This window comes from Exiguobacterium sp. SH3S3, assembly GCF_004337115.1.
In the GTDB taxonomy this organism is placed as follows: Bacteria; Bacillota; Bacilli; order Exiguobacteriales; family Exiguobacteriaceae; genus Exiguobacterium; species Exiguobacterium aurantiacum_A.
This window is the reverse complement of record NZ_SJUU01000004.1, coordinates 18,314-41,345: the sequence shown is the minus strand read 5'-3', so window position 1 is coordinate 41,345 and position 23,032 is coordinate 18,314. Positions and strand designations below refer to the sequence as shown.

Here is a 23,032-nt window from a genome sequence, read left to right as displayed (position 1 = left end):
CCATGAATAAGTTCAATAACATGTAGTTGGCTTGTTATCTATTTCACTAACGGTAACAGTCCAGTATCAAGTCCAAATCTTACCCCTTTTTTAACAAAAAATCAACCATACCTTTACAATTCCCTTTGTACGTCAAAAGCACACATGCGAAATCGCATGTGTGCTTTACAGGTTAGACTCTAGTCGGCAAAAAATGTTTTCGTGCCAGCCAAGCGCAGCCGATGACCCCGGCGTCATTCTCGAGTTCGGCAATTTTGAACGTCGTCGACGTATATACCCGTTCAAGGGCAAACCGCTTAAATTGTTCATCAAGCGGCTCGAGCAAAGCTTGTCTCGCTTTTGAAACGCCGCCGCCGATCACGATCATTTTAGGGTTCAACGTGTTGGCGATGTTTGAAATCGTCAACCCGAGATATTCCGTCATCTCTTCGACGACTTCTGTCGCGACCTCGTCTTTCGCTTTATAGGCTTCAAACACATCGCGAGCCGTCACTTCACCTAACTCGTTCAATGACGTCGTTCTCCCTTTACGCTTTTGTAAAGCGAGACGGGCGATGCCGGTTGCTGAGGCGATCGTCTCGATGCAGCCTTTGCGCCCACATCCACACATGACCGCTTTCGCCTCGTCGCGCTCGACCGTGATATGTCCGATCTCACCAGCCATGCCGGCCGCCCCATGGACGATGTTCCCGTTCGTGATGACACCGCCTCCGACACCCGTACCGAGTGTGATTGCGAGCAGTTCAGACGCTCCTTCACCGGCGCCTTTCCACATCTCCCCTAGCGCGGCCGCGTTCGCGTCATTCTCGAGCACGGCCGGCAATCCGACCGCTTTCTCGAATTCGCTAACGAGCTCAAAGTTCTTCCATCCGATGTTCGGCGAGTATTCGACGACACCTTCTGAGAAGTTGATGAATCCCGGAGCTCCGATTCCCGCACCCGCAAAATCATGCTTCACTTTTCCCGATTGCTGAAGGTACGCTTCAAACGAGGCGGCGATATCTGTCGGGATATGTACCCCATTATCACGGATGTCCGTCTTGATCTCCCACTTGTCTGAAATGATCCCGTTCATGTCTAGGACGGCCATTTTCACCGTCGTCCCGCCGATGTCGATTCCTAATAACCACTTCATGCATTCCACTCCTCGTCTCAAATAAATCGCTTTCATTCAATAGTCTACACTATTAAACCCCTTGTGCAAACATTTGCACAAGAGGTTTTTCTGTCAATCTATTGAATTTTTTAGTTCATGCGTCAAAATAATCTTTGCCGTGTCATACTCGCGCTGTTCGATCATCCCACCGGCGTTCAATTCGTCTAACTCCATCATCATGAGACCGATCTCGGCGTCACGCTCTCCGATGTAAATAATTGTGCCAAACGATTTTAAAAACTGTTGCACGTCATAAAAGTTTCTCATCATTATTCCCCCATCGCGGTCAATGCGTAGCGATACAGCAACGCTCGTGTCGCCTCGAGCGATGTTTGGTGCGTCCGTTCATAGCTGTGGCTCGACTCGATCCCAGGACCGACGAGCGCATGTCGTACGTCATAGCCGGCCCGGATCGCAGCTGATGCGTCCGAACCGTAGAACGGATAAATGTCGACTTTGAACGGAATGTCGTGGTCGCGGCAAAGCTTCGTGAACTGACGACGCAACTCGAGGTCGTACGGACCTGAGGAATCTTTGGCACAGATCGATACCGTGTACTCGTCCGAGTGTTGCCCGTCCCCGAGCGCGCCCATATCGACTGCGATATACTCATCGACTTCGTCCGGGATCCCGGCGTTCCCGCCAAAACCGACCTCTTCATAGTTGGAAATCAAATAGTAGACCGTATGTGGCAAGTCCGCTTTGACCAAGTCACGCGCCAAATCGAGCAGGATGGCGACCGACGCCTTATCATCGAGATGGCGTGACTTAACATAACCCGTCTCCGTCTGCTTGAAACGGGGATCGAACGAGATGAAGTCCCCGACTTCGATGCCTAATGCCCGGACGTCGTCCGCCGTATGAACGTCGGCATCGAGACGCACTTCAATGTTAGTCGCCGTCCGCTCGGCACTGTTCGTGTCTTTATAGACGTGCACACTCGATTGATGAACGAGGATCGTCCCGTCCACCGCCTCGCCCGCCTCGCGATGGACGAGACAGTTCTCTCCCTCGATCGCGGTCCAGGCGTAACCGCCGACTTGCGTCAGCCGCAAGCGTCCGCTCGGCAACACTTCCTTCACCATCGCACCGAGCGTATCGACGTGGGCGGTCAAGAGACGGGCCGGGCCACTTTGTCCAGGAAACGTGGCTAAAAGTGCCCCTTTCGTCAATCGGCTCGTCTCGACCCCGAGGTCCGTGAGCTCTCGTTCGACGTAACTGACTGCTTCGTGCGTCATTCCAGAAGGACTTGGAATCTCTACTAATCGTTTTAACGTATCAATCATGTTGTTACTCCTTTGTCATCGATTATATCCGAGCCAGTATAATGTCCCGGTCAATCCAATAGCGAGCACCGTGAACAACAGGCGCCATTTTTTTGTCGTTTCATCAGGTAATCCGACCACGCCCGCCATCAAAAATCCACCGATGAGGCCCCCGGCATGGGCCGAGTGGTCCAAGCTGGCACCGAGGACGAAGGCGAGCCCTACGTTTAATCCTAACATAATAAACAGCGGTGGGCCGAGCGTCTTCATGAACAGCGAACGGTCACGCAGTCCGAAATAGAGCAGTGCGCCGACGAGACCGAACAATGCACCGGACGCGCCTGCCGAAATCGCCTCACTGAACGCGTAGGAGGCAGTCGACGCGATGACGCCCGCCAACAGATAGATCGTCAAGAACCTCGGTGACCCATACATGCGTTCGACGAGCGGGCCGAGCGACCAGAGCGCGAACATGTTGATCGCAAAATGAAACCAGCCGATATGAAGGAACATCGGTGTGACAAGGCGCCACCATTCGCCATCGTCGATGAGCGGATTGACTTTGGCGCCGAATCGGATGAGCGTGTTCGGATCGAGCGTCGAGCCGAGCGATTCGGCGAGCCACATGACGACAAATGTCAACATCATGAGCGCATAGACGAGTTGCGGTTCACCGAATGAGAATCGCTTCTTCAGTTCGGCTTTTCGCTGTTTATCGAGTACGAGCGCGAGCGACCGAAACCGGGTCTCATCTTGTTCATCGCCACACGTGTGCCTGTCGAGTCTCACCTTGGCCGCGACTTGGAACGACAACGTCTCAAGTCGCTCCTCATCGACGAGCGCGTCGCCGTATATATGGACATGAAGCTTCGCACGCCCGAGTCGTGCGAGTCGGAACGAGCTCATGACCGCCTCGATCTCGATCGCGACATGGTTTGCCCACGCCTTATCCGTCTTTATGTACAGGTGATAGAGGTCTCCAGCTTTCGTGTCGAACAATAGCAGCGCGCGCGAAGGCTCGAGTATCCCTTCGACCCGACCGCCTGCCTCGACCGCATGGTAAATGTCTTCCCAAAAACATCCCGGTTGCGTCAACTGAATCCCCTCCTTTCCTTCTGTCTTAATTGTAATCCAATTCGATCATGACGACAAAAGTTGGCGCTTTCTGAATCTGTCCGCCGTCCGTGCCAACACATAAAAAACGTAGCCGGCATACGCCGACTACGTCTATATCGCGAATATATTATAAAACAGGTTTCATCGTTTTCAACAACACGTCTGCCGAATGGAGCATTTTCTGCTTCTCTTCTTCTGATAACTCGATTTCGACGACTTGACGCACGCCTTGGCGGTTGATGATTGCCGGCACACCGATATGAATATCGTTCAAGCCGTACTCTCCATCCAAGTAGGCACCGACCGTGAGCAACGTGTTCTCGTTACGGAGCACCGCTTTGACGAGACGAAGCAAGCCGAGACCGATCGCATAGTACGTCGCGCCTTTACGTTCGATGATGTGATACGCAGCGTCACGAACGTTGACGTAGATGTCTTCAAGGTCTTCCCACGTATACTCGTCGTTCTCTTCAAGCAACTGTTCGACCGATTTTCCGTAAATCCGGGCGTTGCTCCACGCCGCGAACTCGGTATCGCCATGCTCACCCATGATGTAAGCGTGGCAGTTGCGCGGATCGACGTTGAAGTAATCACCTAGCATGTAGCGGAGGCGTGACGTATCGAGTACAGTCCCTGATCCGAAGACGCGATGTTTCGGAAGACCCGAGTATTTCCAAGCCAAGTGTGTCATGATATCGACCGGGTTTGACGCGAGGATGATGATACCGTCGAAGCCAGAAGCCATGATTTCAGTGATCATCGATTTCATGATTTTCGCATTTTTCTCAACGAGGTCGAGACGTGTCTCACCTGGTTTTTGAGGAGCTCCGGCCGTGATGACGACGATATCTGCAGCACCGCAGTCCGTGTAATCTCCAGCCCATACGCGCATCGGTGACGAAGCGAACGAGACGCCGTGGTTCAAGTCCATCGCTTCGCCTTCTGCCTTCGCCTTGTTGATGTCGATGATAACGAGTTCTTCACATAGGCTCGCTGTCGTCAATTGATACGCGAAGCTTGCACCGACCGCTCCGGCCCCGACGAGAGCGACCCGTGTTACTTTTGCATGATTTAATGTTTCCATGTTGTTTTTCCACCCTTCAAACAATCTGTTTCATGTTTTTGTTTTGTCTGTTACACCTAGATTGTAACATCATTCACAAACAGTCAATACAAGAGAAACCGTTTTCAGTTTGGCAATATTGTGACAAAATTCACATTCGTTTGAAACATCCTCATTCTCTGTACTACCCTTATGCGAAAACAAGAAAACCAATCGCCGCCGCGGAGGCGATCGCCAAGAAATTAACGGCGTCGTTGCCGAGAAAGCGCCATCCAGATACATAGTCGGTCGCTTCGCCGTGATGCAGCTTTTTCTCCGTCAGTTTTCGGCACGTCCGACAGCGATACTTTCGTTGCACGGTCGCACCGAGTAACGTATCGACGACGCTGCCGCTCAGACCGAGCGCAATCAATAGAAATAGCGTGCCCATCGTTATGTTCAAGAACGGGAGCGATGCCAAGACGATGATCGTCGCGCCGGCGATGGACATGAGCGTACCGAACGGTGACACCCCACCGCTCGTCCCCGGTTCAACTTCACGCAATGTCAAAACGGAGCGCGGTCGGCGCGATGCGAGGACGCCGAACTCGGACCCCCACGTGTCACTCGTCGCCGCCGCGATTGAAACGACGTAAGCGAATAGCCACGCCTCGTTCGAAGTCATCGCCATTCCGATTGCGGTGAGCATGGCGATTCCTCCGTTCGCAAGCACTTGCACGAAATCACGCGGCCCGGATTTTTCAACGATGTCATCGACCGACGCCTTGTCGCGGGCGCGATATTTTGAAGCGAGCGAGGACGTCGAAAAGAACACACCGAGCAAGTACAGCCCGAACCAGCCAAAACCAAACCCGATGACCGTCCCTGTCACGATCGTCAAGATCGCCCCAGAGAACGTCAACGACCGGAGACGATATCCGGCCAGTGCAACTAGACAAGTTACGAGGACGATTGAGAGCATCGAATCATTTCCCTTTCTGTCACGATCAGTTCGACAGGTATGTCGTGTGGTTCGATCGGTATTTCGTCGAGCACTTGTACGTCGTAGGCGAGCGCGATCGTCGCACCGCGATATGTCGCTAAGAAACGGTCGTAATAACCCCCGCCCCAACCGATCCGATATCCAGAACGGTCAAAGACACGGCCTGGGACGATACAGGCATCGATGTCGAGGTCGGTTTCCGCGGTCGTCGGCTCGAGAATACCCATTACCCCCGGCTCGAGGTCGCTGAACGTCCTGATTTCGTGGAACGTGAGCCCCTGTTCCGTTACTTTCGGCACCAACACCGATTTTCCTGCTTTTAAAGCTGTATCGATGAGCGGACGCGTATTCACTTCAAGGTCGAGTGACAATGTGAGTGCGACCGTATGCGCTTGTTGCCACTCAGGGAGCGACGCCACGGTATGTAGGATCGCTTCATCACGCCCGTCACGATCGGTGAGCACGCGAATATTCACATGAACCGCTTTTCGGAGCTCTTGTTTAGCTGTCATTTGTTATTCCTCCTATCGAAAAAAAAGGCCGCCACATGAGTGACGGCCGGTCTCAATTATTTCACTTCGCGGTAAAGCGTGTGACGACGGAGACGTGGGTTGTATTTGCGCAATTCAAGGCGCTCTGGGTTGTTACGTTTGTTTTTCTTCGTGATGTACGTGCGATCGCCTGTTTCTGTGCAAGCTAGTGTGATTTTAACGCGCATATCTTTCACTCCCATCTTACTAATGTTGTATCAAGTGCTTTTGCTTTACAGTCTAAGCATACTCAATTATCCTACCAAGTTTTTTTTGAAAAAGCAAGGTTATTTCACGTTCTTTTTCAAACGTTTCTGCCCGTACGGTGACGCGTCGAGCGGTAGGCACGTTTTTACGTTATCGCCGATCACATACCGCGTCGCGAGCTCCTCGATTGAGAGCTGTTCACCGACATAAACCGTATCAGCTTCCGAGAGGACGCCGTTCTCAATGCGATGGATCGCATCGAACAGGCCACCGTGCCCGTGCGGGTTGCGGGTCGTTTCAAATGACAACATAGTTGAGTATAACGGAACATCTAGTGACTTCGCAAGTGAACGTGCCGCTGGAATCGTCATCCAATCAAAATGATGGACCGCTTTGAAGTTGACCATCGTCTGTAACTGTTGGACGAGTTTCACGTAGGCGACGTTCTGAGCAGCGATTTGGTTCATGACATGCTCTAGAAACGGACTCGTGAGCGGGACCCGGTACACGTGAACGCGATTGTGGCGCTCGTATTCAGGTAATCCTTCACTGTGCGGCGTGAGGACGTAAACGGTCTCCCCGTCAGCCGCTCGTGCCTCGACTTCAGCGACGACGCGGTGACCGAGGTCGCCCACGATATTGCCTGTATATTCTGGCGTGAGGACGAGAATGACCTCACCTTCTTCGCCACGCTCCTGCGTCACATAATAGTCGTGTGGAGATAGGAACGTATCGATATCAATGTCCACGTCGTCTAAGAACGGATAGACCGTGTAGTGCTCGTCTAGCAAGCGATCCGATAGCTTGCCTTCGTAGAGCGCCGTCTCGAGTTCGGCAAACAGACGGGTATGTTCCCGGAAACGTTCGGCGGCGTATTGCGCCGTCGTCTGGCCGTCCAAGATAAACGCCCAATCGCTCGAGACCGCAAGCACGTAATGACGAATGAGCTGTCTTAACGCCCGGTCGGCGAGTGGCGAGGTGTTCCGATAGTCGGCCACGTCTTTGACGAGTTGCGTCTCCATCGTGTGCAAATGTCTGAGCATCCATTCGTTGCGTTCGTTGATCCAAACATCGCCGTAACCTTTCCGGCCCCACGTGTTCATCGAAACTTGTACTGTTTGCAGGTCTTGGAAATGACGCTCGAGGAAGAGTGCCGGCGTGATCGTCTCAATCCCGTATGCCTCTAGCCGCTCCGCGACTTGCCCTAAAAATTCAGGGCCCTCAAACCACCAATGGCCGAACAGTTCGGCGTCGAACGGTGCCGTGACGAGGAACGGCGGGAACGTTTGTCCACCGTGCGCTTCTAAATGCGCCGCGAGCGTCTCGGCGAAATCGGTCGCGTGATTATCGATTTGATGTTCGGCCCATCCGCGGACGTAATAGTCTTTTTCGTCGCTGTCGCCCGTGATACGATGCATTTTCAAACCTGTGTCGAAACGGATGCCTTCCGGATGCATGAACGCTTGAATGTATTCCCAGTCCCGATCGTAGGCGAGATCGCGATAAAACTCGCGATAGTCCGGATGCCCCGGATAACCGATCATCGAACTCCAAATCTTCCCGGAGATAATTTGATCACGTGGGAACAAAGCGACTCCGTGCGGCGAATAGACAGGCGCACCGATGCCTTTGTCCGGCGTCGGGTCGGCCTCGAGCAACGCGTGCTCATCGACGAACGTGTAGCGAATCCCTTCCTCATAGAGGATGCGGTCGACTCCTGGCGTATACGCACATTCCGGTAACCAAATGCCGGTCGGACGGAAGCCGTAATGCCGCTCGAAGCAGTTCAATCCGGTCCGAATCTCGGCCCGCGCCGCCTGATCGGTGAACAGATGCGGGTTGAAACCGTGTGTCGCCGTACATGTGACCATATCGATGAAGCCTCGCTCACGATATGTACGGAACGCTTGGTTCAAATTTTTCTCCCAATGGAGGAACGTGTTCTTCAAGTCTTGATAACGGCGCTCGTAAAAATGAAGCGTCTCGACTTCTTGTTCGCTCCGACCCTCAGCCAGTTCGATTGAAATCAGTTCAAGCATCTCATCTAAATGCCCGAGGTAGCGATCTTGGACGAGCGGGTCGGCGAGCATTTCGATGACGGGCGGAGAAATACTGACCGTCCAATGTAGCGGCCGTTGAAGTCGATCGACTTGCCACAGAATCGGGATGTATGTCTCGGAGATGGCTTCATATACCCAGCGTTCTTCTAGCCGGTGTTTCTCTTCATGCCTCACGTACGGAAGATGGGCATGTAGGACGAGTGAAAAATAACCTGGTTTCATAGTGTGTCCTCCTCAGCGTACGCAGCGGTATGCAGAATATTTTGGTAACGTATCGAGTAGTTCTGGTGACTCGACTTCACCGAATTGCCAACGTCTGACCGGCTCGGCAAAACGTCCGACTCCTGCCGGTTCGTTCCGCGGCGTATCAATCGGCATCGAGGCGACGAGCGGAAGAAATTCGCCTTCCATCGTCCGAATCCCGAATTCGAAGACGTACGTCGTGTTCGGGTCGAGCGGACGGACGAACCAGCTGTTCGTCATTTCCGGCAACTCGAACGTATAAGACCGGTTCGCATGACCAGATGTGTAATCGAGCAGGGTGATGTCTAAGATGCGGAACGCCTTCGGCAAATCTTCCCACGGCCGCATGAACTGCATCGTCAGCGTCTCTTTCACAGCGTCTGACACTTCCCAAAAAACATAGACCGCGTTCGGGGATTGAACGACCGCGTGCATGAGGTCGACATCGTAGCGGTCTGGAAGCTTCCAAAAACCGTCTGGACCTGTTTCAAGGAGCGGTGACTGCTTCGGCTCTTCGTGATGGAGTGTCGAGGCGACCTGCCCCACTGTTGGAGCTTCTTTCTCGTTTCGTTTCATTCTATCCTTCCCTTCATTAGAAGATTTTTTAGGAGCGGTTGTCGGCTTGGTGACCTCACCGTTCTGGGAACGCCATTTACGCCATGCGTACTGGACTTTTCCGACTGGCATGTCTAATTGTTCTGCAATCTGTTTTAACGTAAGCCCTTGTTGTTTCAAGGATACGATTTTTTCTTCCATTTATGTCTGGCTCCCTTCCAAAAAAAAATCCATATGCTCTACGTATTCGTTCTTTTTCAGTGAATTCCTGCACAAAAAAAAGTAAAGAACAACAGACCTGTTGTTCTTTACCACTTTTATCACTGATTTAAATCATAATGCTTCCCTTTTTCGAGAAAAATCAAATGTTCCCCGAAATTGGTCACATGGTCGCCCATCCGCTCGAGATAGCGGGCGATGTTTGCAAACTCATAAACATCGTTCGTTCCGACCGTCATCGTCGGTAGACTTCCGATATATTGCTTGATCACCTGTAAGTTGAGATCATCGATGACTTTGTCCATCTCATTCAACTCACGGACCCGGCTGGCTTCACCTTTACGATAGGCCCGGGTTGCGAGTTCAAGCATATCGATCAACTGTTCGGCCATCTGCTTGAGCGGCTTAATGTCAAGCAAGTACGGGACGTGCTCGATTCGCGTCACGGCTTTAGCGATGTTCGTCGCGTAATCCGCGATCCGTTCAAGATCGGTCGCGGACTTCATCGTCACGATCAAGCGGCGAAGATCAGTCGCGACCGGTTGTTGTTTGGCAATCAAGAGAATCGCCTGGTCGTTGATTTCAAGTTCGAGGTCATCTAGTTCGTTATCATTGTCGATCACCGTCTGGGCGAGCGTGAGGTCTCGTTTCTCGAGTACCTCGATCGCCGTCGCCGTTTGGCGCATCGTCAAGTTCGCCAGGCGAACGACTTTCTCTTCTAGTTCGTTTAATTTAACATCAAAAAATGCGCGATTTTGTGCCATAGTAATCTCCCCCTCTTAACCGAACCGGCCAGAAATGTAATCTTCAGTCCGCTTGTCAGTTGGATTCGAGAAGATTTTATCGGTTGCGTCGAACTCGACGACTTCCCCGTTCAAGAAGAACGCCGTCTTGTCAGACACACGTGCTGCCTGTTGCATGTTGTGCGTGACGATGATGATCGAATATTGCTCTTTCAACTCTTGGACGAGCTCTTCGACTTTAAGTGTCGAGATCGGGTCAAGCGCTGACGTCGGCTCGTCCATAAGAATGACGTCTGGTTCAATGGCAAGTGTCCGGGCGATACAAAGGCGCTGTTGCTGACCACCCGAGAGACCGTAGGCGTTCTCGTTCAAGCGATCTTTCACTTCTTCCCAAATCGCGGCGCCGCGCAGTGAGCGTTCGACGATCTCGTCGAGCACTTTTTTATTTTTGATCCCGTGCGTGCGCGGTCCGTACGCGACGTTATCGTACACGGATTTCGGGAACGGGTTTGGCTGCTGGAACACCATCCCGACCGACGTGCGGAGATCTTCGACTCTATAGTCACGATCAAAGATGTTACGGCCGTGGTAAAGAATCTCCCCGTTCGTCCGCACCGTCGGGACGAGTTCGACCATCCGGTTCAACGTCTTGATGAACGTCGACTTCCCACAACCAGACGGACCGATGATGGCCGTCACTTCGTTTTTCTTAATGTCGAGATTGACGTCGATCAATGCTTGATCGTCGCCGTACCATAAGTTCAAATTGTTCACGACATAAGCACTGTCTTTTTGCATCACGGTCTCGTTCGGTTGGGTCGTCGTTGTATTCACGTTGTGATCTCCTTTAAGCTCTGTTTGTTTCATCATCTCGAGAGTCCTCCTCGTTTACTGCTGCGACTTAATGTCGATTTGTATACTTGTTGCGGATATAGATCGCGACCGAGTTCATCGTGATGAGCACTGTCATCAAGACGATGATGCCGGCAGCGGCAAGATTTTGGAATTCAGCTTGCGGACGGCTCGTCCAGTTGTAAATTTGGATCGGGAGCGCCGTAAAATCTGAAAATACATTGTTCGGTGTCGTCGAGATGAACGTCGCCGCTCCGATCATGATGAGCGGTGCCGTCTCGCCGATGGCCCGGGATACGGCCAAGATGATCCCGGTGATGATCCCTGGAATGGCTGACGGTAACACGACGTTGAACGTCGTTTGCCATTTCGAGGCACCCATTGCGAGCGACGCGTGACGCAGCTCCATCTTAACGGACCGTAGCGCTTCTTGTGACGCGACGATGACGATCGGCAAACTCATCAGACCGAGCGTCAGCGCCCCCGTCATGACCGAGCTGCCAAGACCGGCCGTCCGGACAAAGAACGTCAATCCGAGCAAACCGAACACGATCGACGGGACACCCGCCAAGTTCGAGATGTTCACTTCGATAAACGATGTGAGCCGGTTTTTCGGTGCGTACTCTTCCAAGTAAATCGCGGCACCGACACCGACGATAAACACCATCGGCACGATTAGCATCATGAGCCAAAGCGTCCCGATCAAAGCCGGATAAAGACCGGCCTGTTCGGCGCGGCGTGACGGGAAGTTGCGGAGGAAGTCGAGATTGACCCAGCCGCCACCTTTTGAGATCACGTCATAAATAAGCGTCGATAGGACGAGCAAGGCGAAGATGAGCCCCGCTAAAAAGATGTATTTAAAGACTTCGTTCAATCGTAGGCGACTTTTAATCCGTCGCGATACGGTCTCATGGTCAATATAGTTCTTCGTATTCTTGAACTCACTGTTCGGCAAAGCCATATTAGTACTCCTCTCTGAAGCGGCGCGTCACCCAGTTCGCGAACAAGTTCATCACGAGCGTAAAGATGAATAGAAGCGCACCGACCGCATAGATACTGTAGTATTCGATTGTCCCGTAACCAGCATCACCTTTGGCGATTTGGACGATATACGCCGTCATCGTTTGGATCGCGTTGAGCGGGTTGAACTCGAAGTTCGGTTGCGACCCACCCGCGATCGTCACGATCATCGTCTCACCGATCGCTCGACTCATCCCGAGGACGATCGAAGCGATGATCCCTGAGAGCGCGGCCGGCATGACGACTTTGAGGGCGACCTCTAGACGTGTCGCACCGAGGCCGAGTGCCCCGTCACGAATCTTTTTCGGAACGGCACTCATCGCGTCTTCCGAAATCGACGCGATCATCGGGATGATCATGATGCCGACGACGATCCCTGGACTGAGGGCGTTATAAATCTTCAACCCCGGAATGAGCGACTGCAAGATCGGTGTGACGAATGACAAGGCGAAGAACCCGAAGACGATTGTCGGAACACCGGCGAGGACTTCAAGGATCGGCTTGAGAATCGTACGGGCCCGTTCAGACGCGTACTCGCTCAAATAAATGGCTGACGCGAGTCCGAGCGGCACCGCCACGATCATCGCGATGAGCGTGATTTGGAGTGTGCCCATGACGAGTGCCCAAACACCGAAACTCGGATCCGCACTGAGCGGGTACCATTCGGTCGAGCCGAGGAAGTCGCGTACCGGGACTTTTTCAAAGAACTTGAACAGTTCGAAACCGAGCGTCAAAGCAATCCCGATCGTCGTGACGACCGAGACAAATGCGCTCAAGAATAATAAGAACGGCATGACCTTATCAAACACGTTCGTCGTACTATATTTTTTTTGCTTATTCGCGTTAATCATCTCTCGAATCGAGAACTCATTTTTTGATTCGTTCATCTCGTTTATCGCTCCCTACCTCTTCATACTAGAAAGCATGGCGAGAAGGCGAGAGAGCCTCTCACCTTCTGCCATTTGCTCTATTTATTCACCAGCTAGTTCATCAATCAGTTTAGCGTTCTCATCGTAACTTGCTTGCTCCATCGCGACGTAGCCGACTTCTTCAGCAAGTGCTGCGGCATTTTCGTTCATAAAGCGTGCGAAGTTTACAACTTGCGGCTTTTCTTGCATCGATGCGTTGTTCACGTACGTGTAGATTGGACGTGAGAGTGGATATTCGAACGATGTCACGTTCTCAGCTGTCGGCTCGACACCGTCTACTTTCAACGCTTTCAACGTGCCTTCGTTTTCAATGTAGTACGCGTATCCGAAGAAGCCGATCGCGCCTTTCGTTCCGGCAACACCCGTCACGAGGACGTTGTCGTCTTCTGACAACTGTGCATCTTGGCGAACGTCTGTATCTTCGAGAACTGCTTCGTTGAAGTAATCGAACGTACCTGAGTCTTTACCAGGTGAGAAGAATGAGATCTCTTCATCCGGCCAGTCCGAGCGGACGTCTTTCCATGTCTTCACGTTGCTGTCTGTCCACATCTTGTTAAGCTCATCCATCGTGATATCATCGGCCCAATCGTTCTCTGGGTTGACGACAACCGCCAATCCGTCAAGCGCGACCGCGATTTCTGTGTATTCGACGCCGTTCGCTTCAGCTTCGGCTGCTTCTTCTTCTTTGATTTCACGTGATGCGTTCGAGAAGTCTGTCTCCCCGGTCACGAAACGTTTGAAGCCGCCGCCCGTTCCAGATACACCGACCGTTACTTCAACGTCTGGCTGTTCAGCTGAATACTCTTCAGCGACCGCTTCCATGATCGGGAATACGGTAGACGAACCGTCCATGACGACTTTACCTGAAAGTGCGTCCCCTTCGGCTCCGCCGTTTCCTTCTTCATTGTTTCCACACGCGGCACCGACGATGGCCACCGAAGTGATTGAAGCGAATAGAGCTGATTTTTTCATCCAAGACATTTCTGACGTCCTCCTTGAGTTTGCTTTGATTTGTGTTGCGGGTCTGTTGTTTCGTCCTACAATTAACATCCTAATAAACTACTATTAACGATAAATAAACGGAACGTAAAAGAATTGTAAAGATAAAAAAAGAAGCCACCGAAGTGACTTCTTTACTGGAGCTGTGCTTGGACGTCTTCTAAATCAAAATACGCTTTCATGATGTCATGAGCGACGCGCGTGTTGACGCCTTCCGCCTCAAGACCTGGCATGATGATCGCCCACGCGATCTCTGGATCGTCATACGGAGCCCAGCCGACGTGGTTCGAGTTGAGCGTCTTGATCGGCTCACCTTTATCGTTTCGCTTCGCTTGACCGTCCGGCCCTTCCGCGATCGCTTGCGCGGTCCCGGTCTTACCGGCCGCCGTCACTCCCGTCTGTTGGAGAATCCGTGACGTCCCGCTCTCGACCCCTTGACGGAAGCCTTGACGCGAACGCTGGATGAACTCGTCGCGGATGTCGACTTTGTTCAGCGCTTTCGGCTGGAACGTGCTGACGACTTGTTTGTTCATCTCATCGAGCGATCCCGGTTCAATGATCTCTTTTAACAGATGCGGCTGCACCCGATATCCGCCGTTGGCAAGCGTCGACGTATATTGCGCGAGTTGGATCGGCGTGTACGAGATGAACTGACCGATCGACATATCCATCAACAGTGTGACGCGGTCGGGTACGCTCCGGAAACCGATTGATTCGTAAGGAAGATCGATGCCCGTCTCGATCCCGAGTCCGAACTGTTTATAGTAGTGCTCCATCGTATTGAACGCCTCAGTGACGTTGTCACCGACGATTTGGCCGGTCGAGTAATAATCGGCGAGCCTGAGCGCGATCTGGAACATGTAAATGTTCGACGACATGGCAAGCGCATCGAGGTCGTTGATGTTCCCCATGTTCCGGTAAGACGATTTGAGCGAAGACCCGATGCGGATCGGCGCGTCGTAAATGTATTCGCCCGGCTTGATGACTTCTTCTTCAAGTCCGAACGCGACGGTCGCCCCTTTGATCGTCGAGCCGATTTGGCTCGCCCGGAGCACGGTTCCTGTCGAGACGTCTTTAAACTCGTTCGTCTCAAGATCTAACTCTTGGCCAGACAAAGCGAGCAGCTCGCCCGTCTTCGGATTCATGACGACAACGAAAGCCCGGTCGAAGTGCGGACTCCCCGAACGCCCGGCACGGATCGCCTTCTTCAAGATCTCATCGACTTCTTTTTGGAATTCGATATCCGTCGACAAGATGATGTCTTTTCCGGGATTACCGCTCACGCGCGTAGGCTCACCGACCGGTTGACCTTTATACGTCGTGAAAACGTCATAGGCCGGGGTCCCGCGTAAAATATCTTCATATTGCTGCTCGAGATAAGACGTCCCGACCCGATCGTTCAACCCGTAGCCTTTCGCTTGATACGAGGCCCGTTGCTCGGCCGGGATTTGACGATAGCTTCCGAGGAAACTTTGGAACGTTTCACCGAACGGATAAGCCCGCTGGTAATACGGTTCGACGCTGACGCCTGGCAACAGCTCCAAGTTTTCTTCGATCAAAGCCATCTCTTTCGGCGACGCGCCGATCTTGATGACTTGTGGGTCTAACGCGTACCCGCTCTCCATATTATGTTTGATGGCGATGATCTCTTCGGTCGCATCATCGAACGTGATCTCTGCTTGTGTGATTGAATCAAGCAGCAACTGATCGACTGCTTGGTTCGACAAGGCGGCCCGCTCTTCTTCCGGCAGCTCGGCGAGAAGCGATTGAACTCGTTCTTGCGAGCGCTCGGGATCGATGGCGATCCAATAGTCCTTGCGGTCCCGTTCGGTCACTTTGCGGTCTTTCTCCGGAATGTCGACGATCTTAGCAAGTTTGACCGCAACATCGAGACGCTCCTCCGTTTTCGTCACTTGGGAGCGACGGTACATGACCGAATAGTTCGAGATCGTGTCGGCCAAAACTTGCCCGTTCCGATCGTAGATTTTGCCGCGAGGCACCTCGTACTTGATCTTGCTCGACTCGGTCTTTTGAACTTCTCGGGCGATCAACTCTCCGTTGACGATTTGGACGACGCCTAACCGAAAAATCAACGTCGCAAACAAGATGAAGACGATAAAGAACAATAAATTTAACCGTAACGGAAGGTGGTTACGCCGTTTTTTCGGCACTTTCACACGGTGTCTAGCCAATTCAGTTATCTCCTTCCACATTCAGTTGCTTCTATATTATACTTTTCTGTATTTCTATTTTCAGACTCGATTTTCACTATATCATAATTTGTTTACAAATTAATGAAATGTAGAAAAAATCCCGAGATTCAACCGAATCTCGGGATCGTGTCATTATTTGGCGTCAGCGTAAAGCTTCGCGACGTAATCCCAGTCGATGACGTGGAAGAACGCTTGGATGTAGTCCGGGCGACGGTTTTGATAGTTCAAGTAGTACGCGTGCTCCCAAACATCGAGTCCGAGGATCGGCGTGATGCCTTCCATGATCGGTGAATCTTGGTTCGGTGTCGACGTGACTTCGAGCTTGCCGCCTTTGACGACGAGCCAAGCCCAACCTGAACCGAAACGAGTTGTAGCGGCTTTCGTGAACTCATCTTTAAACGCGTCAAAGCTGCCGAACGCTTCGTCGATCGCCGTTGCGAGTTCGCCCGTTGGTGTCCCGTTCTCGTTTTTCTTCAACAACTTCCAGAAGAACGAGTGGTTCCAATGGCCGCCGCCGTTGTTACGAACAGCTGTCTGAATGTCAGCAGGAAGCGAATCGAGTTTTTGGAGCAAGTCTTCAAGTGAAGAGTACTCTACATCTTTTCCTTCGAGTGCATTGTTCACGTTCGTGACGTAAGCGTTGTGGTGTTTCGAATGGTGGATTTCCATCGTGCGTGCGTCAATGTGTGGTTCGAGTGCATCGTATGCGTAATCAAGTTGTGGTAATTCAAATTTAGCCATAACTAAAATCCCCCTTTAAATTGGTTTGAACAACGTTCGCTTTAAATGTAACAGATTTGTGACGGCTTACTCAATTGTAAAGGCTTATTCCACCTCTTCGTCCGGCAACGCCCAGACCGAGATCGATCCTGCCGCTACTTTAAATACCCCTTTTCCATCTTCGTCAATCTCGATGATTTCATCGATCGTCTGCGTCAAGTCGACCCATTTCTCCCCGGCACGATATTCCCCGACGTACATCCGTTTCTCCGCCTCCTCGTTATTCGAGATGATGACGGCACAACCTGAGCGCTCGATGTCCTCGCTACCGTGTCGGACCCAGCCGATCACGTTCTCGTTATCGAAGTAATCATCTTGCTGCCCGTATGCTTTTTCGCGACGTGCGTACAGAAGCGGATCGATGGCCTGTTTCTTCCCTTCAGTCGGGTGGGGCCCGTTGATACCGTAGTAATCCCCATAGAAGACGCACGGATAACCGTCTCGGCGAAGCAAGATCAGACCGTAAGCACTTTGTTTAAACCAATCTTTGACCCATGATTCGAGCGCCTCGGCCGGCTGTGAGTCATGGTTGTCGACGAACGTGACCGAGTGAAACGGGTGGGACTGGACGAGCGTGTCGTCAAAAATCGTCCGCAAATCAAACGATGCACCTTCGATCGAGGCACGTTGCAAATTGTAGTGGAGCGGCACGTCGAACAGATCGACGTGATAGTCGATATTGTCTAAAAAGGCGCGGCAATCTTCGAGCTCTGACTTCCAAAACTCACCGACCAAGTAAAAGTTCTCGCCTTTTTCATCTTTCATCGTTTGGCTGAACTCTTTGACGAAATCATAGTTAATATGTTTGATCGCATCGAGACGGAAGCCGTCACATTTCGTCTCTTCGATGAACCACTTGCCCCAACTTAACACTTCTTCCCGGACTTCCGGATGATGATAGTCAATGTTCGCGAACATCAGATAATCGTATACGCCGAACTCACTATCGACGTTGTCATTCCATTTTTTGTTATCGCCTAAGATGAAGAAGATACCCCTATGCTCGCTCGCCGCGTCATAGTCCGTACCGTTGAAATGATGGAAGTTCCATTTGAACGACGAGTACTTATCGTTTCGTTCTTTATAATCAAACTTCGTCCACCCTTCGATCTCAAACGGTTCTTCCGACAACACTTTCGTCCGGTCTTCCGAGTCGACTTCTAACACGTCGAACTTCTCGGTTGCGTCGGCTCCAGCTTTATGGTTCAACACGACGTCCATATATACTTGCATCCCGAGCTCTTGGGCGTGTTTCGTCGCCTCAAGCAGCTCTTGCTTCGTCCCATATTTTGTAGCGATGGTCCCTTTTTGATCAAACTCGCCTAAATCATACAAATCATAGACACCATATCCCGTATCCTCATCATTTTGACCTTTTGTGACAGGTGGCAACCAAAGTGCGGTGATTCCTGCTTTTTTCAACTTAGAAGCACGTTCTTTCAATCGCTTCCAATGCTTTTGGTCAGCCGGGACGTGCCATTCAAAAAATTGCATCATCGTATGATTTCGTTCCATCTTACTTCGCCTCGTTTCATAATTTTCAAAAATAAAATGCTAACGAATATTTACCCACGTCTTCACTTTTGAAAACAAAAATGTAAATAAAAAGACAGCTTTCATCAGAAAGCTGTCTTTGATGGACCCTGTAGGACTTGAACCTACGACCGGACGGTTATGAGCCGTCTGCTCTAACCAGCTGAGCTAAGGGTCCTTATTGGTAGCGGCGGAGGGAGTCGAACCCACGACCTCACGGGTATGAACCGTACGCTCTAGCCAGCTGAGCTACACCGCCACGTTGTTATACAGTAATAATATACTGAATGAAGCCGCCACTGTCAATGAAAAGTCATATGTACGAAAAAAAGTCCTACTACTTACAACTTAAGTAGCAGAACTTTTTCGAAACGTTAGACCGATACTTCGTTCGTTGCGTCTTCGAGTGTGATTTCCGTGATGTTCATCGCATGGTCACCGATCCGCTCAAGGTTCGAGAGCATATCGACGAAGAACATACCAGCTTGGCCGTCACATTCACCTGTGTTCAAACGAACGACATGATTTTTGCGGAACTGGCGCTCGAGCATGTCGAGTTTCGCTTCCATCTCGATGACTTGACGCGCCTCGACCATATCACCGCTCGCGAGCGTTTGGAGTGACTTCTCGAGTGTGGCCCGTGTCAGATCATACATTTCCGTCAACTCTTTTTGGGCTCCCGGCGAGAGCGTGATGCGCGTCGCCGTCTTATAGTCGATCAACTCGATGATGTTCTCAACGTGGTCACCGATTCGCTCGATGTCGTTGATGGCATGCATGAGTGTCTTATGCTGTTGTGATTCGTGCTCCGTCAAATCGACTGCCGCGAGTTGAACAAGATAATCCGTAATTTTAGAGTTAAGCGAGTTTAACGCATCTTCAATGTGCGCTGATTTTTCCGCGTGCTTCTTGTCACCAGTCTCCATATAAGAACGTGCCTCATCAAGACCGAGTTTCGCGAAATCACCCATGCGGATGACTTCATATTTAGCTTGCTCGACCGCGATTGAAGGCGACTGTTGAATGAAGATTGGGTCCAAGTGCTGTGCTTTCGTATCGACAATTGAATCTTCGCCTGGTACGAGTTTCGTCACGACCCAAGCAATCGTTCCGATGAACCAGAACTGGATCAATGTGTTGGCGACGTTGAACGTACCGTGGGCGAAGGCGATTTGCATCTTCGCCTCAATGTTAAGGAAATTTGTAATCCAGAAAATGTATTGCGTAAAGAGCGGTAAGATAATCAAGAACATGGCCGTCCCGACCAAGTTAAAGATGACGTGGGCCGCAGCTGCGCGACGAGCCGCGACTGACGCACCGAGTGCAGCGAGAACCGCTGTGATTGTCGTCCCAATGTTATCACCGAACAAGACCGGTAGAGCGGCCTTCAAGTCGATCGAACCACCAGCGTATAGTTCCTGGAGGACACCGATCGTCGCTGATGACGATTGAACGATCAACGTGAACACCGTACCGACGACAACTCCGAGGATCGGGTTTTGACTCATCGATTGTGTGAGTTCGAAGAAGTACTCGCTCGTACGGAGCGGACGCATGCCATCTCCCATAAGTTCAAGACCGTAGAAGAGAGCTCCGGCGCCAAAGATGATTTGACCCATATGTTGAAACTTCTCTTTTTTAAAGAAGAACAACAGTGCAGAACCGACGGCAATCATCGGGAGCGCATACTCACCGATATCAATTCCGATGATGAACGCTGTCACCGTTGTCCCGATGTTCGCACCCATGATGACCCCGATCGCTTGACGGAGCGTCATGAAGCCGGCACTGACAAGACCGACCGTGATAACTGTCGTACCTGTAGACGTCTGAAGAAGAATCGTAACGATGATCCCGGCTAGTACTCCGAGGAATGGATTCGTTGTATACTTATCAAGGATGTCGCGGAGTCGATCTCCTGCAGACTTTTGAAGGCCGTCTCCCATCGATTTGATACCGAATAGGAAGATCCCTAATCCTCCAAAAAACATGAATAACATTTCTTGCAAATTGTATTCCACGATTTTTGTACTCCTTTTGATTGTGAATTGGTTGTGTTTAATTGGTTCTTGTTGCCTTACTCATTATGCCTTCTTCCCTGAGTCGATGTAAACACGTTTAATGTTAAGGTTTTATTAAATAGCTGTCTTATTTTTATGCGTTTTAGATAATTTGTACTATAACAGAATGGGGTTTTGTCTGTATGCTTAAAACGACATCAATGTTTATCCGCCATAGCCTGCTACCTACGAAGCAAACGCTACGGCTCCGTCTAGCTCCGCTACACGCTTATATGTTGGCGAGCCTCGTCTTTACAATCGTCGCGACTGTCTTAGATTACCTCGTCTTGCGGCCCGATTTTTTCGCACCGATGTGGTTGTTTTTACACGGGTTCGCCATCTTCTTCTTCTATATGACTTGGGTCGCCGTCGCCGCCTTGTTCGTTCAACTCGTGACGAGACTTCGAATGAAGAAACCGTGGCCGTATCGGCAAGCTTGGCCTTACGCGGTCGCGATGACACTCGTACCGACGCTCGTGCTCGTCGCCTTATATCACTTCATGCCCGCATTTCTTTGGCTCGGCTTTGTCGTCACGATCGTCTTCTTGACCGTCCCGCTATTCCAAATTCCGCTTAAACAAAAAAACTCGGGACGGCGCTAATACGCGCTGTCCCGATTTTTATCACGTCTTCGGTGCAAGTTCAGTAAGTACTTCCTGCAGCCGTCGACTTTGATGACCGAGGTCTGTCCCGGCTGCTTGTAACGTTGCTTGAACGTCCGTCCATACTTCGACCCCTTCGTACAATTCGTTCAACTTCCGCTCGAGCGTCAAGCCGATTTCTTTCAGTTGTTCGTTCGCTTCCGCCATGTGGAGCAACTGACTTCCCGTTGCGGCCGTCTGATCCGTGATCGATTGGAACTCAGCCATCTGGTCGCGCACTTCGTGATTGATTCTCGCAATCCCTGCCTCAACTCGGTCCAACGTCTCACCTAGATGAAGGATATCGTCGCCGAAGCGAATCATATCGCTAAAAATCTCTTCCCGTTCGGATTTAATTTGTCCGATTGCCGCAACGGCAAGTATCGAAGATTCATTCGTCACTTTCGCTAGCTGACCGACTTCATGAGCGACGACAGCAAACCCTTTTCCGTGTTCCCCGGCGCGAGCCGCTTCGATTGAGGCGTTCAATGCCAACATCTTCGTGGCTGCCGCGACCGATAAAATCGTCTGTAGCGCTTCGTCGGCTCGTTCTGACGTTTCCGCGCTGTCGCGTAAACGCTCTTGGATACCGCCCGCCTTCTCTTTGAACTGCTCGCTCACGCCTCTGACCGAAGCAAACGAGGCGATTTCGCTCGAAATCGTTTGTTGCAGCGCTACCGCTCTCAAGTCGACAGCCGAAATATCTTGTTTGAGTGCCGCGACATGGGCCGCAATGTCCGTGAAGCGATGCGTCGATTCACTCGTAAACGCCTGATACGATCGACTCGTCTGTTCGACCGTACTTGCGACTTCTTTAAAAGCGACAACTTGTTGTTCATTTGATGCAAGTTGCCGCATGAACGTCGGCAAGCTCGTCTCAAACGCCAAAGACGTCTCGTCCATCGTCAGCAACGACTTTTTCCACAGACCGATGAACGTATTGTACTCACGCTCTAAACTACGGATCTCGAACGACTTGGCTCCTAAGTCTACTTCTTTAAAAGCACGCGTCTCTACCGCCTCACGCAGTCGCGTCGCAAACTGCGATAACGGTCTGACTTCGCGACGAATCATCCGAGAAAATAAATAGATAATGATTCCCATCGCTATGATGATCACAGCGAAAAGCGCCTGTCGAAGTTCCCACATCGAGCCAAGTACCGATTGTCTCGTGACAGCCAATACGTAATGAGCTTGTAGTTCTGGGATCGGAACCGCTGCTAAAAAGAAATCGTCTCGTTCAATGACTGCGAGTTCGTTCACTGTCACTTCATTAAATTTGTCTTCAAGCTGCTTGCTCGCTTTTTTTCCTGTCAATTGCTCGACTTGCTCGTCTCGAATCAAGTACTGACCGGCCTCGAGTCCGTCCGCTGATAAAATTGACGCCTGTTGCATGTACGTCGACTTCAATGAGCGTACCAACCCTTTTTCATTTGATAGGTATGCCCCGTACGTCGTTTTGACCGTCTCGCGCATGACTGTCGCTTCTCGGAGTAAGCGCTTCTCGACTTCAGCTGTCAACAAGTGTTCCGCTCTCAGGGCGAACCAACCGAACGTCGTCAAAAACAGGATGACGACAAGCGGCATCAGCGTCCATTGGAGACGTCGCTCAATTTTGACGCCGTCGGGACGTCGCTGCTTCCACAGCTGTTGCAATCGCGTTAACACATCTAATCCTCACCTTTCTCAAGTTACTATTCGTCCGATATATCGGTCTTGAGACGGTGGAAAATTATGAAGCATCTGTTAAGATAACGTTAGACTTTGTAAAGAGCACATCTCAGGAGCGCTTGCCGGGTGCTTTTTCACAAGCATTTCGTTATGATAAGAAAGAAACCAACCATCTAAATCGATTGGAACCTTTCC

At 51.2% G+C, this 23,032-nt stretch carries 21 protein-coding genes and 2 tRNA genes; 1 reads left to right on the top strand and 22 read right to left on the bottom strand.

Going from position 1 to position 23,032, the window contains the following annotated elements; translation table 11 throughout:
- Window positions 1–172: 172 nt before the first annotated feature.
- From EVJ28_RS05025 to EVJ28_RS04925, 21 genes are all read right to left on the bottom strand, one after another.
- Entirely contained in the window at window positions 173–1,135 is a 963-nt protein-coding gene (locus EVJ28_RS05025; protein ID WP_304984927.1) for an ROK family glucokinase, read from the bottom strand.
- Between the two features lie 93 nt (window positions 1,136–1,228).
- Entirely contained in the window at window positions 1,229–1,423 is a 195-nt protein-coding gene (locus EVJ28_RS05020) for a YqgQ family protein (RefSeq protein ID WP_070327032.1), read from the bottom strand.
- 2 nt (window positions 1,424–1,425) lie between these two features.
- Window positions 1,426–2,442, bottom strand: a complete 1,017-nt coding sequence (locus EVJ28_RS05015) for a M42 family metallopeptidase (protein WP_131458750.1) — start codon at window positions 2,440–2,442, stop codon at window positions 1,426–1,428.
- A gap of 15 nt (window positions 2,443–2,457) precedes the next feature.
- Window positions 2,458–3,516: a rhomboid family intramembrane serine protease gene (locus EVJ28_RS05010; protein WP_131488193.1), complete on the bottom strand. Its 1,059-nt coding sequence runs from the start codon at window positions 3,514–3,516 to the stop codon at window positions 2,458–2,460.
- A gap of 148 nt (window positions 3,517–3,664) precedes the next feature.
- Window positions 3,665–4,621, bottom strand: a complete 957-nt coding sequence (locus EVJ28_RS05005; RefSeq protein WP_131458748.1) for an L-lactate dehydrogenase — start codon at window positions 4,619–4,621, stop codon at window positions 3,665–3,667.
- Window positions 4,622–4,790: 169 nt separating this feature from the next.
- Entirely contained in the window at window positions 4,791–5,561 is a 771-nt protein-coding gene (locus tag EVJ28_RS05000; protein ID WP_131488190.1) for a DUF92 domain-containing protein, read from the bottom strand.
- Window positions 5,540–6,094 carry a 5-formyltetrahydrofolate cyclo-ligase gene (locus EVJ28_RS04995; protein ID WP_131488188.1) on the bottom strand — a complete coding sequence of 185 codons (555 nt, stop codon included), beginning with the start codon at window positions 6,092–6,094 and terminating at the stop codon, window positions 5,540–5,542. The genes EVJ28_RS05000 and EVJ28_RS04995 overlap by 22 nt, the downstream gene beginning before the upstream one ends.
- A 56-nt stretch (window positions 6,095–6,150) precedes the next feature.
- Window positions 6,151–6,315, bottom strand: coding sequence for a 50S ribosomal protein L33 (gene rpmG, locus EVJ28_RS04990; protein ID WP_016510885.1), 165 nt, complete (start codon window positions 6,313–6,315; stop codon window positions 6,151–6,153).
- Window positions 6,316–6,399: 84 nt separating this feature from the next.
- Window positions 6,400–8,601, bottom strand: a complete 2,202-nt coding sequence (locus tag EVJ28_RS04985; RefSeq protein ID WP_131488186.1) for a 1,4-alpha-glucan branching protein domain-containing protein — start codon at window positions 8,599–8,601, stop codon at window positions 6,400–6,402.
- 12 nt (window positions 8,602–8,613) lie between these two features.
- A complete protein-coding gene (locus tag EVJ28_RS04980; RefSeq protein WP_131440104.1) occupies window positions 8,614–9,378 on the bottom strand; it encodes a DUF4912 domain-containing protein in 765 nt (254 codons plus the stop codon).
- A 119-nt stretch (window positions 9,379–9,497) separates the two neighbouring features.
- Window positions 9,498–10,160, bottom strand: a complete 663-nt coding sequence (gene phoU, locus EVJ28_RS04975) for a phosphate signaling complex protein PhoU (RefSeq protein WP_131463758.1) — start codon at window positions 10,158–10,160, stop codon at window positions 9,498–9,500.
- A gap of 15 nt (window positions 10,161–10,175) precedes the next feature.
- On the bottom strand, window positions 10,176–10,937 hold the full coding sequence (gene pstB / locus EVJ28_RS04970; RefSeq protein ID WP_233589588.1) for a phosphate ABC transporter ATP-binding protein PstB: 762 nt from the start codon (window positions 10,935–10,937) through the stop codon (window positions 10,176–10,178).
- 103 nt (window positions 10,938–11,040) lie between these two features.
- Window positions 11,041–11,952, bottom strand: a complete 912-nt coding sequence (gene pstA / locus EVJ28_RS04965) for a phosphate ABC transporter permease PstA (protein WP_131488184.1) — start codon at window positions 11,950–11,952, stop codon at window positions 11,041–11,043.
- A 1-nt stretch (window position 11,953) separates the two neighbouring features.
- The gene (pstC, locus tag EVJ28_RS04960; protein ID WP_131463763.1) at window positions 11,954–12,898 is read right to left on the bottom strand and encodes a phosphate ABC transporter permease subunit PstC; all 945 of its coding nucleotides are present in this window, start codon (window positions 12,896–12,898) and stop codon (window positions 11,954–11,956) included.
- Between the two features lie 84 nt (window positions 12,899–12,982).
- Entirely contained in the window at window positions 12,983–13,921 is a 939-nt protein-coding gene (locus EVJ28_RS04955) for a PstS family phosphate ABC transporter substrate-binding protein (protein ID WP_131488182.1), read from the bottom strand.
- 152 nt (window positions 13,922–14,073) lie between these two features.
- Window positions 14,074–16,131: a peptidoglycan D,D-transpeptidase FtsI family protein gene (locus EVJ28_RS04950; RefSeq protein ID WP_201738401.1), complete on the bottom strand. Its 2,058-nt coding sequence runs from the start codon at window positions 16,129–16,131 to the stop codon at window positions 14,074–14,076.
- 153 nt (window positions 16,132–16,284) lie between these two features.
- Window positions 16,285–16,893 carry a superoxide dismutase gene (locus tag EVJ28_RS04945; protein ID WP_071397750.1) on the bottom strand — a complete coding sequence of 203 codons (609 nt, stop codon included), beginning with the start codon at window positions 16,891–16,893 and terminating at the stop codon, window positions 16,285–16,287.
- Window positions 16,894–16,977: 84 nt separating this feature from the next.
- A complete protein-coding gene (locus EVJ28_RS04940) occupies window positions 16,978–18,447 on the bottom strand; it encodes an alpha-amylase (RefSeq protein ID WP_131458740.1) in 1,470 nt (489 codons plus the stop codon).
- Window positions 18,448–18,569: 122 nt separating this feature from the next.
- Window positions 18,570–18,643 (bottom strand) — tRNA-Ile (locus tag EVJ28_RS04935).
- Between the two features lie 4 nt (window positions 18,644–18,647).
- Window positions 18,648–18,724 (bottom strand) — tRNA-Met (locus EVJ28_RS04930).
- 115 nt (window positions 18,725–18,839) lie between these two features.
- Window positions 18,840–20,486 carry a Na/Pi cotransporter family protein gene (locus tag EVJ28_RS04925; protein ID WP_131459029.1) on the bottom strand — a complete coding sequence of 549 codons (1,647 nt, stop codon included), beginning with the start codon at window positions 20,484–20,486 and terminating at the stop codon, window positions 18,840–18,842.
- 182 nt (window positions 20,487–20,668) lie between these two features.
- Here EVJ28_RS04925 and EVJ28_RS04920 point away from each other — a divergent pair, with 182 nt between their 5' ends.
- On the top strand, window positions 20,669–21,127 hold the full coding sequence (locus tag EVJ28_RS04920) for a hypothetical protein (RefSeq protein ID WP_236634045.1): 459 nt from the start codon (window positions 20,669–20,671) through the stop codon (window positions 21,125–21,127).
- A gap of 21 nt (window positions 21,128–21,148) precedes the next feature.
- Here EVJ28_RS04920 and EVJ28_RS04915 read toward each other — a convergent pair whose 3' ends face one another.
- Window positions 21,149–22,834 carry a methyl-accepting chemotaxis protein gene (locus EVJ28_RS04915; protein ID WP_131488178.1) on the bottom strand — a complete coding sequence of 562 codons (1,686 nt, stop codon included), beginning with the start codon at window positions 22,832–22,834 and terminating at the stop codon, window positions 21,149–21,151.
- Window positions 22,835–23,032 lie beyond the last annotated feature (198 nt).

Bases quoted from the DNA above. Each gene is read 5' to 3' on its own strand.
- EVJ28_RS05025 (WP_304984927.1), bottom strand. From the start codon at position 1,135: ATGAAGTGGTTATTAGGAATCGACATCGGCGGGACGACGGTGAAAATG.
- EVJ28_RS05020 (WP_070327032.1), bottom strand. From the start codon at position 1,423: ATGAGAAACTTTTATGACGTGCAACAGTTTTTAAAATCGTTTGGCACA.
- EVJ28_RS05015 (WP_131458750.1), bottom strand. From the start codon at position 2,442: ATGATTGATACGTTAAAACGATTAGTAGAGATTCCAAGTCCTTCTGGA.
- EVJ28_RS05005 (WP_131458748.1), bottom strand. From the start codon at position 4,621: ATGGAAACATTAAATCATGCAAAAGTAACACGGGTCGCTCTCGTCGGG.
- EVJ28_RS05000 (WP_131488190.1), bottom strand. From the start codon at position 5,561: ATGCTCTCAATCGTCCTCGTAACTTGTCTAGTTGCACTGGCCGGATAT.
- EVJ28_RS04995 (WP_131488188.1), bottom strand. From the start codon at position 6,094: ATGACAGCTAAACAAGAGCTCCGAAAAGCGGTTCATGTGAATATTCGC.
- rpmG (WP_016510885.1), bottom strand. From the start codon at position 6,315: ATGGGAGTGAAAGATATGCGCGTTAAAATCACACTAGCTTGCACAGAA.
- EVJ28_RS04985 (WP_131488186.1), bottom strand. From the start codon at position 8,601: ATGAAACCAGGTTATTTTTCACTCGTCCTACATGCCCATCTTCCGTAC.
- EVJ28_RS04980 (WP_131440104.1), bottom strand. From the start codon at position 9,378: ATGGAAGAAAAAATCGTATCCTTGAAACAACAAGGGCTTACGTTAAAA.
- phoU (WP_131463758.1), bottom strand. From the start codon at position 10,160: ATGGCACAAAATCGCGCATTTTTTGATGTTAAATTAAACGAACTAGAA.
- pstB (WP_233589588.1), bottom strand. From the start codon at position 10,937: ATGCAAAAAGACAGTGCTTATGTCGTGAACAATTTGAACTTATGGTAC.
- pstA (WP_131488184.1), bottom strand. From the start codon at position 11,952: ATGGCTTTGCCGAACAGTGAGTTCAAGAATACGAAGAACTATATTGAC.
- pstC (WP_131463763.1), bottom strand. From the start codon at position 12,898: ATGAACGAATCAAAAAATGAGTTCTCGATTCGAGAGATGATTAACGCG.
- EVJ28_RS04955 (WP_131488182.1), bottom strand. From the start codon at position 13,921: ATGTCTTGGATGAAAAAATCAGCTCTATTCGCTTCAATCACTTCGGTG.
- EVJ28_RS04945 (WP_071397750.1), bottom strand. From the start codon at position 16,893: ATGGCTAAATTTGAATTACCACAACTTGATTACGCATACGATGCACTC.
- EVJ28_RS04940 (WP_131458740.1), bottom strand. From the start codon at position 18,447: ATGGAACGAAATCATACGATGATGCAATTTTTTGAATGGCACGTCCCG.
- EVJ28_RS04920 (WP_236634045.1), top strand. From the start codon at position 20,669: ATGCTTAAAACGACATCAATGTTTATCCGCCATAGCCTGCTACCTACG.